At 68.9% G+C, this 15,534-nt stretch carries 17 protein-coding genes; all 17 read left to right on the top strand.

The window, feature by feature from the left end; translation table 11 throughout:
- Positions 1 to 500: 500 nt before the first annotated feature.
- The gene (locus NDR87_RS26530; protein ID WP_251912925.1) at positions 501 to 1,499 is read left to right on the top strand and encodes a hypothetical protein; all 999 of its coding nucleotides are present in this window, start codon (positions 501 to 503) and stop codon (positions 1,497 to 1,499) included.
- A complete protein-coding gene (locus NDR87_RS26525; protein WP_251912924.1) occupies positions 1,496 to 2,623 on the top strand; it encodes a prolyl oligopeptidase family serine peptidase in 1,128 nt (375 codons plus the stop codon). Before NDR87_RS26530 ends, NDR87_RS26525 begins: the two co-directional genes overlap by 4 nt.
- A gap of 100 nt (positions 2,624 to 2,723) precedes the next feature.
- Positions 2,724 to 3,059, top strand: a complete 336-nt coding sequence (locus tag NDR87_RS26520) for a hypothetical protein (RefSeq protein WP_251912923.1) — start codon at positions 2,724 to 2,726, stop codon at positions 3,057 to 3,059.
- Positions 3,060 to 3,133: 74 nt separating this feature from the next.
- Entirely contained in the window at positions 3,134 to 3,379 is a 246-nt protein-coding gene (locus NDR87_RS26515; RefSeq protein WP_251912922.1) for a hypothetical protein, read from the top strand.
- A 32-nt stretch (positions 3,380 to 3,411) separates the two neighbouring features.
- Complete coding sequence (locus NDR87_RS26510) at positions 3,412 to 4,179, top strand: site-specific DNA-methyltransferase (RefSeq protein ID WP_251912921.1); 768 nt, start codon at positions 3,412 to 3,414, stop codon at positions 4,177 to 4,179.
- Between the two features lie 105 nt (positions 4,180 to 4,284).
- Positions 4,285 to 4,755 (top strand): hypothetical protein, encoded by a 471-nt coding sequence (locus NDR87_RS26505; RefSeq protein ID WP_251912920.1) that lies wholly within the window; start codon positions 4,285 to 4,287, stop codon positions 4,753 to 4,755.
- Positions 4,752 to 5,279, top strand: coding sequence for a hypothetical protein (locus tag NDR87_RS26500; RefSeq protein WP_251912919.1), 528 nt, complete (start codon positions 4,752 to 4,754; stop codon positions 5,277 to 5,279). The genes NDR87_RS26505 and NDR87_RS26500 overlap by 4 nt, the downstream gene beginning before the upstream one ends.
- A complete protein-coding gene (locus tag NDR87_RS26495) occupies positions 5,279 to 6,832 on the top strand; it encodes a hypothetical protein (RefSeq protein ID WP_251912917.1) in 1,554 nt (517 codons plus the stop codon). The genes NDR87_RS26500 and NDR87_RS26495 overlap by 1 nt, the downstream gene beginning before the upstream one ends.
- A 191-nt stretch (positions 6,833 to 7,023) precedes the next feature.
- Positions 7,024 to 7,323: a DUF1360 domain-containing protein gene (locus NDR87_RS26490; RefSeq protein WP_251912916.1), complete on the top strand. Its 300-nt coding sequence runs from the start codon at positions 7,024 to 7,026 to the stop codon at positions 7,321 to 7,323.
- A 40-nt stretch (positions 7,324 to 7,363) separates the two neighbouring features.
- Positions 7,364 to 9,196 (top strand): hypothetical protein, encoded by a 1,833-nt coding sequence (locus NDR87_RS26485; protein WP_251912914.1) that lies wholly within the window; start codon positions 7,364 to 7,366, stop codon positions 9,194 to 9,196.
- Positions 9,193 to 11,529 (top strand): phage minor head protein, encoded by a 2,337-nt coding sequence (locus NDR87_RS26480; protein WP_251912912.1) that lies wholly within the window; start codon positions 9,193 to 9,195, stop codon positions 11,527 to 11,529. Before NDR87_RS26485 ends, NDR87_RS26480 begins: the two co-directional genes overlap by 4 nt.
- A gap of 6 nt (positions 11,530 to 11,535) precedes the next feature.
- Entirely contained in the window at positions 11,536 to 11,721 is a 186-nt protein-coding gene (locus NDR87_RS26475) for a hypothetical protein (RefSeq protein WP_251912911.1), read from the top strand.
- A 154-nt stretch (positions 11,722 to 11,875) separates the two neighbouring features.
- A complete protein-coding gene (locus tag NDR87_RS26470; RefSeq protein ID WP_251912910.1) occupies positions 11,876 to 13,573 on the top strand; it encodes a major capsid protein in 1,698 nt (565 codons plus the stop codon).
- Positions 13,574 to 13,651: 78 nt separating this feature from the next.
- Positions 13,652 to 14,410 carry a hypothetical protein gene (locus NDR87_RS26465; protein WP_251912909.1) on the top strand — a complete coding sequence of 253 codons (759 nt, stop codon included), beginning with the start codon at positions 13,652 to 13,654 and terminating at the stop codon, positions 14,408 to 14,410.
- Complete coding sequence (locus tag NDR87_RS26460) at positions 14,410 to 14,865, top strand: hypothetical protein (protein ID WP_251912908.1); 456 nt, start codon at positions 14,410 to 14,412, stop codon at positions 14,863 to 14,865. The genes NDR87_RS26465 and NDR87_RS26460 overlap by 1 nt, the downstream gene beginning before the upstream one ends.
- Positions 14,862 to 15,086, top strand: a complete 225-nt coding sequence (locus NDR87_RS26455; protein ID WP_251912907.1) for a holin — start codon at positions 14,862 to 14,864, stop codon at positions 15,084 to 15,086. The genes NDR87_RS26460 and NDR87_RS26455 overlap by 4 nt, the downstream gene beginning before the upstream one ends.
- A gap of 36 nt (positions 15,087 to 15,122) precedes the next feature.
- Positions 15,123 to 15,440: a hypothetical protein gene (locus NDR87_RS26450; RefSeq protein ID WP_251912906.1), complete on the top strand. Its 318-nt coding sequence runs from the start codon at positions 15,123 to 15,125 to the stop codon at positions 15,438 to 15,440.
- Positions 15,441 to 15,534: the final 94 nt, after the last annotated feature.

Below are 15,534 nucleotides of genomic sequence, written 5' to 3'. Positions count from 1 at the left end.
GCCGGGCCCGGACTTGCGGGCGTAGATGACCCATCGCAGCTGAGCAGCGATATCGAGGCGTTCACGTCGGGCCGCACGGGTGTTCTCCGTCACGCAACCAATATACCGGCTATTGACAAATAACCACAGTCATTGGACGATACCCCCAGCAATCAGCGTGACCGGGGCGCATTCGGGCGGTATGGACATTGAACCGCATCGCGGCACCGGCCGCGCTGCCATCCCCCGAACTCGGTGGAGGCTTCGATGCCCAACCCGCCCAACTCTCCTGGCCCCCGGGGCGCTGCCTGTGAGACGCGCCCCGCGGTCGACTCGCGCGCCATCTCCCGACGGCCGTCACGACGTCCGTACCTTCTCCCGGATCATGGCGTAGTCCATCCCTCAGCGTCCGGTATCGGACGCCTTGGTGGCGATCCGGTGCCGTTCCTTTCCTCGGACCTCATTTCCTCGGCGGCCGAGGAAATCCGAGGAAATAACGTTACGCGGCAAGGGGTTTCGACATGCTGAAGGTGGTTCCGGCCGGGCACGATCAGCACCTGTGTGCGTTCCCGGGATGTACGCGGCAGGTGGTGGACCGGACAGGCCGTCCGGGACGGCCGTCGAGCTTCTGTGACAACCCTCTGCACACCTATTCCCGCGCGTACGACGAGCGTCGCAAACTTGATAAGGCTGCCGCGAAGGCCGCGGCGAAAGCTGCTGAGTCCGCGCCGGAACCGAGTTCGACCCCGGTTACCAGCGGTGTGCAGGCGCTCGGGGAGTTGATTGCGCTGCTGCCCGAGTTGGAGGGCCGGTTCGCCGCGGCCGTGGCCGACGCCCGCGATCTGATCGCCGATATCACCGATCCGCAAGCGCTGGCGGCCGAGGTAGAGCACCTTCGGTCCGAAGCGCGCCTGCAGGTGGCCCAGGCGCAGGCAGCGCAGGCCCGCGCCGAGCGACAGGCCGTGCTGCTGCAGGCCGAGCGTGACGACGCCGTGTTGGCCCGCAAGCTGGCCGAGGGCGCGGCGGATGAAGCGACCGCCGAGCGAGACGAGGCTATCGCGCGCGCCGAGCAAATCACCGCCGACTGCGAACGCGAGATCACCGAGGCGATTGGATTGCGCGATGCGCAGCTGGCCGAGTTGCTGACTCAGCTCGACACCGCGACCGAGCGTGCGGCCCGTGCGGAAGCCGAACGCGATGCCGCTGTCCGGGAAACCGAGTCCGCCAAGGGGTGGGCCCGGGAGCTGCAAACCATGCTCGATGCCGAACTCGACAAGGGCCGCGAGCGGGTGCAGGAGCTGCACGCCCGCCACGCCGAAGCCCTTGCCGCTGCCCACCAGCAGGTCATGGACATGGTGCGGGAGATGCGGGAGGAGCACGCGGCCGAAAAAACCACGATGCGAATCGAATTCAAAGAGCAGCAGCTGATCATGTGTCAGCAGCTCGGGCTTTCCACGCCACCCAGACCCGCACCGTCGACCAGCGGCCGACCCGCGACCGTGAAGGACGGCACCATATGAGCCGCGCTCGTCTGATCTGGGCGACGCCCGCCGCGGCCATTCTCATTTCCATAGGACCTGCCCTAGCCGACGTCCCTGAGCCGCTGTGCCCGAACGTCGCCGGCATCTGCCAACTCGCTGGACGCGCGGGCACGCCGATCGCCGCGCCCACCGGATCGCACACCGTCGGTCGCACCGATACCGCGATCAGCGCCGGTGCCCGCACGATCATGACGTCGATCTGGTACCCGGCTGCCGGATCGGCCCCGCCCGCACGCTATGTTCCGGCGTCCAGTTCGCCGAACGCGCTGCGCGTCTCGGCCGACGCGGCGCGGTGGATGCACACTCCGGCCGCAGCGGTGCCGATGGCGACATCGGCCGCACCCGCCGTCCAGAACGCGACCGTCGCCCCGGGGCTCGACCGGCTGCCGGTCGCGATCCTGTCGCCAGGCCTGGGCACACCGCGCTGGATCCTCTCCGGCGCCGCAGCGGATCTCGCCAGCCGCGGCTACCTCGCGATCGTCATCGACCACACCGGCGAATCTCCGGCCGTCGAGCTCGCGGACCGCGCGATCGTAACCGGCACGGTGCCGCGCAGCGACGATCCGGACTACATGCGGTCCGCCCTCGAGCTCCGCGTCGCCGACGCCCGCCTGGTCCTCGATCACCTGCTCGACCTCCCGGTGGCCGCCGACCACGCCGACCCATCCCGCATCGTGGCCATGGGTCATTCCTACGGCGGCTACACCACGGTGGCGGCGATGCAGGCCGATCCGCGCATACGTGCCGGTGTCGTGCTCGACGGGTCGGCGAGCTGGCCGGGCACGACCGGTGTCGAGCACCGCGGGCTCGACCGTCCCGTGCTCGTTCTGGCCTATGGCGACATGGTCCACGCCAGCTGGATCCAGTTCGGCCACAACAGAACCGGAATATTCCGGCTCGCCACTATCCGCGGCGGCGGCCACTACTCCCCCACCGACCTGCCCGCCTTCGCGGCCGACGCGACAGAACTGTGCGGCACCCTGCCCGCGGACCGTGCCGCCACCATCTCCCGGCAACTGGTCGCCGAGTTCCTCGACGAACAGCTGGACCGCCCGGTCACCGCTGCGGCCGAATGGCCCGAGGTCGACTGGCGCCTCCGCTGAACCTGAACGAAACCCTTGTCACCCCAACAGATTTGCTCGCCGGGCGCAGAGGGGACGCCCGGACCCGCGAGCCAGCGTTCCCCGATCGAAGGAATTCACGATGACCGAATCCCACTCCCCCGCCCCCGACCCCGCGCCGCACCTGGAACCGGTCCCACCGCTGTCGCCTATGTCGATGAACCAACGGCGGCAAGCCCTGGCTGTCGCGCTCGCCACCGAAGTCGCCCGCGGCGGCCGGGTCGAATCGCAAACCGATCTCAACGCCGTCATCGTGACCGGCTCCACACCGAACCACACCCTGCACCTCATCCTCACCCTGGTCACCTGCTTCACCTGGTCGCCGGTGTGGTTGGTCCTGGCCATCGTGCAGAAAGAACACCGTGCCAGCATCCGCGTCGACGAATACGGTCAGGTGCTGCGCCAGCAACTCAGCTGACCCACGGCGAGGGCCCGCCATGGTGCGGGCCCTGCGCCAACTGGTGACACCCCATACCTCGGACAGGATGAACCATGGACGACCCCACCCCCGGCGAGCGCCTCGACGCCGCGCTGCAGCGCCTTCGCGAGTCGGCGACCGCCGCAGCCGGAACCATGACAGCGCAAGGGGCCTTCGGTTGGATGATGCGCGGCGACCTCGCCAAGGCCCGCGCGACCCTGGTGAAGCTGTCGCCGGACAAGCTCACCGAGGTGTCGGCCGCGGCTGCAGCACTGTCCGCTCTCGCTGACGAAGTAGCCGCCGAGGCCCGACGCTCGTAGACGCGACCGCGACTACTCCCCGCCTGACGATCTTGACTGCGGGCGTTTCCGCAGGTCGTTCGAGCTACGCTCGGGAAATGTCCGAGCAAATCATCTGCGGCGAAGCGCTCACCGTCATGCGCGACCTGCCCTCCGCCTCGTTCGACGCGCTGATCACCGATCCGCCCTACTGCTCCGGCGGCACCGCATCCACCGACCGCACCACCCGCAGCGCGGTGCAGAAATATGTGTCGACGGACTCGGCCAGCGGCAGAGCCATGCCAGACTTCCCCGACCAACGCGACCAACGCAGCTTCACCATCTGGGCGTCGATCTGGTTGACCGAGGCCCTGCGCCTGATCCGCCCCGGCGGCCAGGCCCTCGTCTTCACCGACTGGAGACAACTCCCGGCCCTCAGCGACGCACTGCAGGTCGCTGGCTGGCGGTGGCGCGGAATCGTCGTGTGGCGCAAAACGAACTCCAGACCCAACCCCGGGTTCCGCAACGAATCCGAATACATCCTCTGGGCCTCTCACGGCCAACTCGACCCCGACCACCGGCCACCCTGCCTGCCCGGCGTCTACACCTACGGCAGCCCGAAAGGCCGCCACCGCCAACACATCACCGCCAAACCAGTCGAGCTGATGTGCGACCTCGCGCGCACCGTCCCCACCGGCGGCCGAATCCTCGACCCGTTCGCCGGCAGCGGCACCACCGGCGTCGCCGCCCACCTCGAAGGACGGCGATTCCTCGGCATCGAAGGCGTCCCCGCCTACGCAACCACGGCAACCGAACGGCTCGCCGCCATCCGGACCGGCTAGACCGAAATAGCCATTCCTGCAAGCACCGCCAGATAACACCAAGCAAATTGCCTACGACGTACTATGAACGACGTAGGCGAATTGTGCAGGCAGGGAGGTGAAGGCGTGGTCAACTATCACCGCACCGACCAACGCGCCCGCAGCATCCACGCCCTCCAGCTCCGTATCGAAGGCCACACCTGGCAATCCATCTGCGACCAAACCGACTGGAAAACCGAAGCCGGGGTCCGCAAGGCCGTCGGCGCTCTGCTCGACCGGTGGGAATCCGAAACCGCCGACGAATACCGAACCGTCCAGGACCAGCGCTACCTCGCCCTGCTGCGCGCCTGGTGGCCCGCCGCGGTCGGCACCGCCCACGACGAAGACGGTGACCTCATGCCGCCGGACGACAAAGCCGCCGCCATCGTGCTGCGCGTCATGGACTCGATCAACAAGCTGCACGGCCTCAACCGCGAAGGCCCGGGCGCTGACGGCCCGCGTATGACCCCCGACGAATTTCGGGCCTCACTCGCCGAATACGTTGCCCTGCAGCAGCAACTGCCGCCCGCCGCGCTCGAGCCCGGCGGCCGACGGTGATTGCGGCAGCCGTCCTGCGGCCCGTCCCCGATGGCAACACGTCTCCGTGGGAGCCGGATTCGCTGCTCGTCGACGCCGCGCTGGCGGGCGGTGTCCGCCTCCTCGAATTGGCCCATCCCGATCAGTGCTGGCTGGTTGCCCACCTCACCGCCCAGGGCCTGACCGCGGACGAGATTGCCACCCGGGTCGGATGTCGCGTCCGCAAGATCCGGTACCTACGCGCCGATCCGCTGACCATCATGACCAGCCGATGGATCGTCGCCGATGCCCGCGCGCACGCTCACGCCGACCGCATCGAGTCCCTCGACCGCTGGTGCCAGAGCGCCCTCAGCAACTGCGAACAATCCACCACCCGGGTCCGCGCGCAACTGGTTACCGCGGTCGACCAGATCCGCAACCTTCGCACCCGATGTCACCAAGAGGAGCATCGGACCCGCACCTACCGGAAATACCTCGGCACCAACCGGCCCCGACCGCGGCTGCGGCGCCGTCCCGTCGATCCCGACCAGCTCACCCTGTTCTGATGGGCGCGCCGCTCATGCAGACTGCGGCGAACGAGGCGTTCCTGCGGCGCGAAATCACCCGTCTGCGTTGCGTGCGCGACTACCCGGCTGCCGGCGCGCTCGCCCAGCACCTCGACCCTCACGTCCGCCAAACCCCCGCGTTGCAGTTGATCGACGAGAACCTCGAATGGGCATTCAGCACCCCCGCCGCACGGCTGATGGTCTCGATGCCGTCGCAGACCGGCAAATCCCAGCGCGTCGCGATCGCCGGAACCCTGCGAGCCATGCTGCGCCAACCGAACTGGCGGATCATCATCGCCACCCACGCCGAGCACCTCGCCCTCAAGCACTCGACCGAAATCCGCAATCTGATCCAGGCTTTCGGATCCACCGCCCGGGCCGAGACCGGCGAGCCGCTGCCGGACCGGCTCGGCCTCGCTGTTCCGCGGACCGCCAGCGCCGCGAAGTTCTGGCGGCTACGCGGACACAAGGGATCGCTCACCGCGTGCGGCGTCGGCACCGCCCTGGCCGGAATACCCGCCGACTACCTGCTCCTCGACGACCTCTACGCGTCGATGGAAGACGCCGACAGCGCCGCGGTGCGCCGCCGCGTGAACTCCTGGCTGGACTCGGTCGCCCTGCAGCGCCTCGGCGCCGATGCCCCGATCGTCGCCATCTCCACACGCTGGAACGAGCACGACGCCCTCGCCTACCTCCAACAGCGCATGCCCGGGGAGTGGCGCGTGCTCAACTTCCCGGCCATCGCCGAAGACGGCGTGCTGGACTCCCTCGACCGCGCGCCCGGCGAGCTGTTGGAATCACCGCGCGATCAGGACTGGCCGAAGATCCGTGAGCACAGTCCGGCCCGGGTCTGGTTCGCGATGTATCAGGGCTCACCGCGCCCGCTGAAAGGTGGCCTGTTCGAACAGGAATGGTTCGACGATCACCGCATCGCCGTGCGGCCGGACTTCGCCGTACGTATTGTCGCCGTCGACCCCGCCGACACCGGCCAGGGCGACGAGGCCGGCATCATCGCCGCGGGCATCACCACCGACGGCCGCATCGTGCTGACCCATGACTGGTCGGCACGACTCACCTCGAACGAATGGGCGACCCGCGCAGTCGAACTGGCCCTCGAGACCGGGGCGCACGAGATCGCCGTCGAAGGCTATACCGCCCCCACCACCTACCGGCGCACCGTGCTCGAAGCATGGAAACAGCTCCGCGCTGAAAGCGCGAATCCTGAGGCACCACAACCTTTCCGAGTGCATATGTGGCGCGGCACCGGCGATGCCGTCGTGCGCTCGATTGGCCTGCGCTCGGACGTCGAGACCGGCCGATGTGTCGTCCACGGCCACCAGCTGTTTACGATGGAGCTGCAAGCGGTCACCTGGCACGCCGGCCAGCACCAGCCCGACCGAGTCGCCGCGGCCATTATCGCCCGGGATCGCTTGGCCGCCATGCTCGGCAACACTGCGGCATATGCATCTCCAGCGCGGCTGACTCGGGATCCGCGTGACCAGGTGCGCAATCCGATTCGGACGCGAGACTCCTGGTACTCGCGCAAGATTTGACCGGGAGCAATTTGGCCTGCGCCCGGTCGTTGCGACCACTTCAGCAAAGATTGGCGGAAATCAGACAAAGTCGGCAGGTACTGGGAAATTGAATAGTTCAGCGCCGCATTGTCTTTCAATGTGATTTCTCGACGAGCACCTCGTCAGAGCGAATCCCGCGCCGGGCACCCCGCCGCCGTACCGTCCCCGTCATGACCGTGCTCATCCTCATCGCCTGGATTCTCGCCGTGGCCCGCCTGACCCGACTGGTGACCCGCGACAAGATCACCGAGCCGATTCGCGCCGCACTGATCCAGCGTCTCGGCACCGGCTCCCAGCTGACCTACCTGGTGCATTGTGCCTGGTGCACCAGTGTGTGGGTCGCGTTCACGACCGCACCGGCGGCCGTCGCGCTCGCCGGGCTGTCGTGGTGGCTTCTGCCCCTCCTCGCGCTGGCCGCATCGCAGCTGGTCGGCATGCTCGCAACGGCCGACCCGGTGGACACCGACTGACGCTCCGTGCGTGCACGCCTGCTCCGTACGGTCCGGCGGCATGGCCCGGATCTTCGCACGCCGCAAACCCGCCGTGACTGCTGCCGTGCAACCGGTCCGGGACCCGGTCAAGACGTTTCGGTCCACGCTCGGTGTCGAGTCGCAGTCGTGGCAGACCCGCGGCTGGGAGATGTACGAAAAGTGCGGCGAGCTGCGCTACATCTGCAAATGGATCTACGGGTCACTGACCCAATGCCGCTTGGTGGCCTCAGAGATCGATCAGGAGACGGGCCGGCCGACAGGGGAGACGACCAACGCCCAAGCGAACCGGATCGTTCGCGATATCGCCGGCGGCCCGACCGGGATGGCACAGTTGCTCGGCCGCACCGGAGTCTTCCTCACCGTACCGGGCGAGGGATTCGTCGCGGTGATCGTGCGCCCACAGGGGCGCGAAGAGCAGATGGAGGAATGGCATCTGCTCGATCGCTCCGAGATCACCACCCGCGGCACCGGAGAGATCGTGCTGACCCTGGACGACGGTACGAAGCATCTCTTCCGGCCGGAGGTCGACGTCCTGTTCCGGGTGTGGCAGCCGCATCCCAAGCGCGCGCAGGACGCCGACTCGCCGGTTCGTTCGGCGCTGGGGGCGTTGGCCGAGATCGTGCAGACCACCGCCACGATCCATCACGCGGGAAAGTCCCGGCTGATCGGGAACAAGATCCTGATGCTCCCGACGGAAATGTCGCTGCCCAAGGCGATGCCCGCACCGACCGCGGCACCGGTCGACCCGGACGCGCCGACACTGCCCCCGGCACCGGCACCGCAAGTCCAAGCCAGCGCGCAGGACCTGCAGGATCTGTTGTTCGAAGTCGCGCAGGCCGCCACGGAGAATCCTGATTCGGCCGCGGCGTATCTGCCGATTGTGTGCACGGTGGCCGGCGACTTCACCGACAAGGCGAAGGTCATCGACTTGCATTCCGATGTCAACGCCGAGCAGCTGAAGATCCGCGAGGCCGCGATCCGCCGCCTGGCGCTGAGCATGGACATCCCCGCTGAGGTCCTGCTGGGTCTGTCGGACATGAACCATTGGAACGCGTGGGCCATGCAGGAGGACACGGTCAAGACCCACGTCGTACCGCTGCTGGAGATCATCGCCGACGCCGTGACGACGGCCTTGTTCCGGCCCGTGCTCGAACGCGAAGGCCTCGACCCTGACCGGTTCGTGGTCTGGTACGACATCACCCAGCTGACCCAGGATCCCGACAAGAAAGACGAGGCTTTCAACGCCAACGAGCGCGGCGCGCTCAGCCACCCCTCGCTGTTGAAGCACCTCGGGTTCACCGAAGAGGACGGCTACGACCTCGACACGGTCGAAGGCTGGCAGCAGTTCGCCCGCGACACCGTCGCCCGGAAACCGGAGCTGTTGCCGTCGCTGGCACCGCTGCTCGGCGTCGCATTACCCGAGATTCCCGAGGTCCCGGCTCCCGCGACGCCGGGCCCGCAGCGGGAGATCGAGGGCCCGCGCGAGCAGGAGCCGCCCGAGCCCGCCAACGTCGAAGCCTCGGCGGAACCGGCACGTGCGATGGCCAGCCTGCTGCTGGTGCGCGCCCTCGAGCTGGCGGGTAAGCGCCGCTGTACACGAGCCGACCAAGCGCGATACCCCGAACTGCCGCCGTGGCAGGTCCACACCCGCATGCCGCCGGTGACGAGCCCGGCGGAGACGCGGCGGCTGATCGCCGGCTGGGACGCGGGATTCACCGCGGACATGGCGGCGGCGGTCGGCGCGGATCCGGAACGGTTGCGGACCCTGGTGATCGACCGGGCATCGCAGGCGCTGATGAGCACCGGGCACGCCTCGATCGGCGCGCGTGACGCGCTGGCGGTGCTGCGGTGATACCTCGCAGCCGTCATCACGCCCTGCTCACGGTGCTCGAGGCCGAGCGGCGAGTGAAACAGCTGGCCACCGAGTGCTATCGGCAGTGGCTGCCCTTGGCCCGAAAGGCTGTTCTACCCACCTTGACCGCCGCCGCCGAGGAACCGCTGCCGCCGCCCCCGCAACCGGAAGCCCTCGCGCTCACCCAGGCCGACTGGGAAGCGATCCTCGCCGCGGTGTTCCTGCCCGGGCTGGCGGAGCTGATGTGGGAGCAGATGACCGCCGAACTGGCCGGGCTGGGCGTCACCGCAGGGGATCTGATCACGCTGCTCGGCGAGCTCGACATCCCGGTCATTCCCGACGGCGTCGACCGGCCGACCCGCATGCCCGAGCCGGGGGAGCAACAGATTACGCCCGAGCTGGTGGCCGCGGTCCCCTCCGTCCAGGCCTGGACAACCAACTACCTCGGTGCGGTCAACAACCGCATGGTCCGCACGCCCGACACCGCCTTCGCGATCATCGCGGACGAACTCGTCGACGCCACCCGCGAGGGCGAGTCGATCCGCGAGATGCACGCCCGCATCGCCGCGGTCCTGGACATCGAGAATTTGGAGACCTTCGGCGGGCGTCGGCCCTCGTTGGTCGCACGCACCGAAACCGCCGGCGCGCTGAACGCTGCCCGCCTCGAATCCGCGCGGGTGATGGGCGAAATCACCGGCGAAACCCTTCAGAAGGCGTGGCTGGCCACAATCGATACGCGCACGCGCACAACACATTTCGCCGCTGACGGGCAGCGAGTGGACCTGGACGGTGATTTCCAGCTGGCCAACGGGGTGAAGCTGCGCTGGCCCGGCGACCCCGAAGCCCCGGCCAGCGAGGTGTGCAACTGCCGGTGCGCGATCATGATCCTCGCCGACGACGAGGAACTACCGGCCGAGGACGACCGGCACACCGAACGCGGGCCCGGCGACGCCACCGTCCGCAATCGGGCCGGGACGCGCGAGGACGAGATCGAGCGACGCCGGGAGGAAGAGGGTGTCATCCGCGCGCGAGACGACCCGGCCGGGGTCGGACAGATCAACGCTGCTGCACCCCCACCCGAGAGGATCCCCACCATGCGCACGTTCACTGCGGTCCTGGCCCACCTCGGCGTCCCAACCGACGACGACCGGCTGCTGGACGCGACGATGGATCTGCGCTTCCGCGACACCCCGCTGCCACTGCGCTGGCAGCGCCAGGACGTGCCCGCGCACGGCGAAGCGTTCACGATCGGCGTCATCGACACGATCGGCCTCGACGGCACCCAGGTCGTCGCGACCGGGCATCTGCTCGACACCGCCGAGGCCGCCGAGGCCGAGCTGCAGATCCGCGAAAGCGTCACCCGCCCGAGCATCGACCTGGCCGACGTCGACTGGGAGCTCCGCGACGAGGACGGCAACCTCATTACCGAGGACTCCGAGATCGCCGACGACACGCGCCTGATCATGACCGTCACCTCGGCGATCGTGACCGCGGCGACGCTGGTGTCCATCCCCGCGTTCGGCACCACCAGCATCACCCTCGACGAGGCACTGGCCGAGAACGAATCCATCGCTGCGGCAGCGGTTCTCACCGCTTCCGCACCCCGCTTCCGTCCCGACCCGGCGCTGTTCGCCGACCCCGGGTTCACCGCGCCGACCGCACTGCACATCACCGACAACGGCCGCGTGCAGGGCCATCTCGCGGTGTTCGACACCTGCCATGTCGGAATCAGTGATCGCTGCGTCACCCCACCCCGATCCGTCACCGGCTACGCGCATTTCCACACCAGTGCCATCGAATGCAGCACCGGTCACCAGCTGCCGGTCGGCCGGCTCACCGTGGGTGCCGGCCATGCCGATCACGCTCTGGGCGCCCGCGCCGCCGCCGAACACTACGACAACACCGCCACCTGCTGGGCGTACGTCCGCGCGGGCGAAGACGCCCACGGCATCTGGGTATCGGGACTACTTCATCCCGATGCCACCGACGCCCAGGTCCGCGACGGCCTGTCCGCCCCCTTGTCCGGGGATTGGCGCAGCATCGGCGGTCACCTCGAACTCGTCGCCGCCCTCAGCGTCAACACCCCCGGCTTCCCCGTGCTCCGCGGTCGAGACGACGAACGGGGCCGCAGCACCGTGCTGGTCGCATCGCTCGCGCCCCGCCCGCGCGCCCGCGCGCTGGACACCAGCATCCTGCGTTCGGTCGCCATCGCGGCAGTCCGTGAGTACCGCACCAGCGAGGCCCGGCTGCGGCAGGCCCGCGCGGTGATCTCCGACCGGCGACGCGCCGAGGCCGCGGCGCTGGTGGCTGCTGTCAACAACGGGAAAGGATGACCTGGCATGGGATGTGGATGCGGCGGCAACAGCCGCAAGCCGATGATCACTACCTACGAACTCACCACTCCCACCGGGGAGAAGCAGGGCCCGTTCCTGACGTTGGTGGAAGCGCGCATGAAGCGCTCTCTGGCAGGCGGCGGCACGATCCACCCGATCCGCGAACCCGCCGCACCGACCGGCACCGCCTGATCGGGTGCCGGTGCACGCCCGATGTCTAGGGTGGGCGATCAGCTGAGAGGACCTCGCTGGCTGCGGGCCGGAGGCACTCGACAACCGCACATCCCCTTGCTGGCTGCGGGCCGAAGGGACCCCATCAAACCTGCACGTCTGAAGGGATTCCATCATGTCGTTTCAGCTGCCCGAGCAGATGCCGACCAGCCGGGAGGATCTCGCCGCGCTGCGCCAGGACGCTGACGCCGAGTTCCAGCGGCTCGCCCAGTCCGTCGAAGCCGACAACGCCGAGCTGTCCGACGAGGACCTCACCTACCTGCGCTATCTCGCCGATGCGCTCGCCACCATTGATGCCGCCATCGCCGACATCGACACCAGCTCCCAGCAGCGGCGCGCCGAAGCGGCCCGCATCCTCGACTCCGTCCGCAACCGCGCCACCGACTCCGGCGGCGAGGACGACGAGGCACCCGACGGCGACGAGGACGATGGCGAGGACGATCCGGACGCCGAGGCCGCCACGGGTGGCGAGGTGGTGGCCGAGGCCGAACGCGCTACCCGTGAGGCCGCTGCCGAGCAGTCGGTCACCGCTGCGAACCGGCGACGCACCAGCTTCGCCGGCGCGAACCGCGGTCGCGCCCCGCGCATCCCGGCCGCGTCGGAGCCGCAGCCGACGGCGGGTTGGCGGATGCGGCCCGACGCGCCCGGCTACCAGCCCGGTTTCCAGCCTCTGGAGTCGATCACTGCGGGCCTGGCCGCGGCGGCGAAAGGGTCGGGGTCGGCGATGGCCCGCCCGAACGGCACTACCCAGGCATCGGGGCACACCCCCCAGTACCTCGGCCAGTACGTGCGCGACGTCCCGGCCGTCGAGGACTACGAGAGCCTCGACGCCGTGCTGGCCGCCGCGGTCGGCGCGTCCCAGCACGAGGACGGGTCGCTCACCGCGGCGTGCTGTCCGCCGCCGCAGGTGTCCTACGATTTCTGCCCGGTCGAACCGGCGCGGGATCTGTTCGTGCTGCCCGAGGTGACCGCCGAACGGTGCGCGATCAGCTGGCCGGCCGAGTTCGACATCACCCTGAACTGGCAGGTGCTGTGCGAAGCCGAACTCAACGCCGACCCGCCGACGGTCAAGCAGTGCCACCAGGTTCCCTGCCCGGACGAATTCAACGAGCTGCGGCTGTGCTACCTGCCGCTGTGCGTCGAGTCCGACATCATCGGCGACCAAGCCTGGCCGGAGCGGGTGAACACCTTCACCCAGAAGCTCATGGCTGCGCAGGCCCGCCGCCGGTCGATGTGGATGCTGCAGAAGATCTTGTCGGATCCGACGACCCGGGAAATGACCATCCCCGCCCTCTCCCAGATCGGCGCCGCGAGCTCGATCCTGAACTCGTTGACCATCGCGGCGATGGGCGTGCGGGCGACCCGGAAGCTGGCTCGCGACGCCGTGGTCGCTGGCGCGGCGCCGACGTTGGTGTTCGAGCTGATCCGCAACGATCTCGCCAACCAGGAGGGCGTGGCGACCTTCGAGATCACCGATGCCCAGGTGGTTCGGTGGCTGGACCTGCGCCGTATCCAGCTGCAGTTCGTCGGTGAATGGCAGACCTGGGATCCGGATTGGACCGAGTTCCCCGACACCGTCGACATCGCGCTGTGGGAGCAGGGCGCCTACTTCGCGCTGGTCAAGCCGGTCATCGATCTCGGCGTCATGTATCCGCGGGAGCTGCTGCAGATCAACCGCTACACCCGCATGTTCACCGAGGACGGCCTGAATGTCGGCAAGCGGTGCGGTGATTCCGTCGTGGTCACCATCCCGGTCTGCCCGAACGGCGCCATCGGCAACCGCATGGATGCCGTCTGCGCGGCGGGATCCTGACTCGGGCGTCCCGGGGAGGGATCGGCGCGGTTCCTCCCCGGCAGCACGGCACGATCGCTCACCTTCGAGGAGGCCACGGTGACCACCCCCACTCTGCCCGGCGTCGTGCATGTCGCCGACTTCCAGAACCCGCAGCCGTTCGGTTTGTATTCGGCCGCAACCGTTCTCGAACGAGACGCCCCCGCGCGGCTGGTGATCGGCGGCGTCGAATGGGTCCCGCGCAACTGCGGTCCCTCCGGGATCTGGGTGGAGCCGTTCTGTCCGGACCCGGACGAGGCCACCAAGAACGGTGAGCGCCCAAGCGACGGCCACTTCCCGTCGGTGACGATCTGGGCGACCGATCACTGCAGCCTGTACGCGACCGACACCAGCGAAAGCGTCGCCCGCGCTCAGCAGCTGCTGCGCCTGCACGAGCCGCTGTGGGCCGAGCGGTACCTGACCGATCTGCTGACGGCCAGGGCCACGCCGCTGCCTTCCCAAACGAGCCTGACCGCCGCGGTCGGCGCGCTCGAGCAGGCCCTCGGCGAGAACGGATTCGCGGGGGTCCTGCACGCGCGCCGCGGTTTCGCCGCGGCTGCCGCCGAGCACCGTCTCGTCGAGCACCAGGGCGCGATGCTGACCACCGCGCTGGGGAATCGGTGGGCGTTCGGCGGCAGCTACAGCGAGCTCGGCAACACGATCTACGCGACCGGACCGGTCACGCTGTGGCGCGACCCCATCAGCACCCGCGAAGCCATCGAGCACACCACCAACGCACGCCAGGTCGTGGCCGAGCGCGTGCTGGTCGCGGGCTGGGAATGCCCCGACACCGTCTACTCCGTCGCGGTGGCCGGCTGATGCCCGCCGGGGTGTTCGTCACCGTCGACGGCACGACCGCCGAAGTCGAGGTGCCCGATCCGAGGCTGCGCCGCCGGGTCGCCGCACGGTTGGTCGCGGCGGCCCGACCGGAAGCATGGCGCGTGGAACTGCGCACGGTAGGGCGCCCGGTGCCGGTGTACGTCGCGCCGACCGACGTCGTCGACCGCGCCGGGTTCATCGACCACGAACGCCCCGGCCCCTCCGCGGCCAGTGGCGGCGGAGTCGACGACCCGGACGCACAACGTCCCCCGAGCACTGCGGCGTCGCCGCCGCCGTCGGCTCTTTCCGAGGAGCCGCCGCGGTCCGGGCGCGGCTCCTCGATTCCTGCGTGGCGGGAGTTCTTGACCAGCCGAGGAATCGGCTGGGGATTGGCTGCCAGCCGCACCGACTTGATCGACCTCTGGGATCGCCACAACGATCGGAGTACGCCATGACCACTCTCGCGTTCTGGCAGGCTGCCGCCGAACGGGCGCTCAAGACCTTCGCCCAAGCGCTGCTGGCGCTGATCACCATCGGCGCCGCACTCACCGACATCGACTGGCCTACGACACTGAGCGTCTCGGCGACCGCCGCGCTGATGTCGGTGTTGTCGTCCATCGCGTCCACCGGCGTCGGCAGCCCCGCGTCTCCCAGTCTGCTCCGTGGCCGGGAGTAGATCGTGCTCCCCGCGGCGACACAGCAGGAGGAGCAGATGATCACCGAGGTGGCCGCAGCGATCGGCGCTCTGGGCATCGGCGGGGCGGTCGTGACGGGACTGTTCGGGCGCCGCCGGTCCAAAGCCGATGCAGCCCAGATCCTGACGCAGACCGCCACCGCGATGGTGCAGCCGCTACGACAGGAGCTGGCCGAGGTACGCGCCGAGCTGGCCGAACACAAACGGATCGCCGCGGAACGAGACGCCCACCGGCTCGCGTCGGCCGCGCGACATATCGCCTGGGACAACCAGGTTGCAATCATCCTCCGAGACCTCGGGCGCGAGGACGTGCCTCCGCCTCCTCCGCTCGAGTAGTGCTGGCGGCCGGTGACGCGGTGCCGACCCCTGCTGGTGGCCGTTTCCCCTGCACCAACTCACCGGCCGCCGGCACATTCCCATGCACGTCAGC

Origin of the sequence: Nocardia sp. CDC159 (assembly GCF_023740735.1) — a bacterium.
GTDB classification, from domain to species: Bacteria; Actinomycetota; Actinomycetes; order Mycobacteriales; family Mycobacteriaceae; genus Nocardia; species Nocardia pulmonis.
This window is presented reverse-complemented; position numbering and strand designations above follow the sequence as displayed.

What these genes read in the sequence shown, in the direction of transcription:
- NDR87_RS26485 (WP_251912914.1), top strand. Translation starts at nt 7,364, where the DNA reads ATGGCCCGGATCTTCGCACGCCGCAAACCCGCCGTGACTGCTGCCGTG.
- NDR87_RS26520 (WP_251912923.1), top strand. Translation starts at nt 2,724, where the DNA reads ATGACCGAATCCCACTCCCCCGCCCCCGACCCCGCGCCGCACCTGGAA.
- NDR87_RS26455 (WP_251912907.1), top strand. Translation starts at nt 14,862, where the DNA reads ATGACCACTCTCGCGTTCTGGCAGGCTGCCGCCGAACGGGCGCTCAAG.
- NDR87_RS26460 (WP_251912908.1), top strand. Translation starts at nt 14,410, where the DNA reads ATGCCCGCCGGGGTGTTCGTCACCGTCGACGGCACGACCGCCGAAGTC.
- NDR87_RS26490 (WP_251912916.1), top strand. Translation starts at nt 7,024, where the DNA reads ATGACCGTGCTCATCCTCATCGCCTGGATTCTCGCCGTGGCCCGCCTG.
- NDR87_RS26530 (WP_251912925.1), top strand. Translation starts at nt 501, where the DNA reads ATGCTGAAGGTGGTTCCGGCCGGGCACGATCAGCACCTGTGTGCGTTC.
- NDR87_RS26475 (WP_251912911.1), top strand. Translation starts at nt 11,536, where the DNA reads ATGGGATGTGGATGCGGCGGCAACAGCCGCAAGCCGATGATCACTACC.
- NDR87_RS26515 (WP_251912922.1), top strand. Translation starts at nt 3,134, where the DNA reads ATGGACGACCCCACCCCCGGCGAGCGCCTCGACGCCGCGCTGCAGCGC.
- NDR87_RS26495 (WP_251912917.1), top strand. Translation starts at nt 5,279, where the DNA reads ATGGGCGCGCCGCTCATGCAGACTGCGGCGAACGAGGCGTTCCTGCGG.
- NDR87_RS26450 (WP_251912906.1), top strand. Translation starts at nt 15,123, where the DNA reads ATGATCACCGAGGTGGCCGCAGCGATCGGCGCTCTGGGCATCGGCGGG.
- NDR87_RS26470 (WP_251912910.1), top strand. Translation starts at nt 11,876, where the DNA reads ATGTCGTTTCAGCTGCCCGAGCAGATGCCGACCAGCCGGGAGGATCTC.
- NDR87_RS26525 (WP_251912924.1), top strand. Translation starts at nt 1,496, where the DNA reads ATGAGCCGCGCTCGTCTGATCTGGGCGACGCCCGCCGCGGCCATTCTC.